General features: G+C 67.2%; 1 protein-coding gene. It reads right to left on the minus strand.

All coding sequences use genetic code 11. From position 1 onward, the window contains the following. Positions 1-187 precede the first annotated feature (187 nt). Positions 188-479 (minus strand): transposase (locus tag Q1B24_RS21805; RefSeq protein ID WP_299933085.1); only part of this gene is annotated, 292 nt, incomplete at its 5' end.

Raw genomic sequence — 479 nt, forward strand, 5'->3', positions numbered from 1 at the left:
CTAGGAGACTGCTGAACAAGGCGTCATCTGGGCGAGCGTGGCAGCGTGGGCTGGGGGCGGAATGATGCCAGGGGCGTCGAGCGGCGAGTTTGAGTCAGCACTTTGGGTGCGACGACGCGGTCGGTGCGACCTCTTGGAGCCAGGCGGTGGATGTCCGTGTGGGGCTTGAGTCCCCTTTCGGACCGCGTCAGGCCAGTTGCCAGGCCCCGTTGTCGTGGGTGAGCCCCAGCGTGAGGAGTCGGCGCAGGTTGAGCGCGGCAACGCGGTGGTGGAGCCAGTTGTTGTTCTTCTCGACCCCGCGGTAGGGCACGCGGCGAGCACCTCTGGTGAGCCAGGCGATGGTGCGTTCGACCATCGGCCGGTGCTGGCGGTAGACGGCTTGGAAGCTTTCCTCGCCAGCTCGCTTGCGGTGCTCGCGTTGGAGCTGATGATGCTCACCGAGCAGCACGGCTCGCCCGTCAGCGGCGGTGGTGCACTGC

Source organism: uncultured Nocardioides sp. (assembly GCF_947488025.1).
Lineage (GTDB): Bacteria > Actinomycetota > Actinomycetes > Propionibacteriales > Nocardioidaceae > Nocardioides.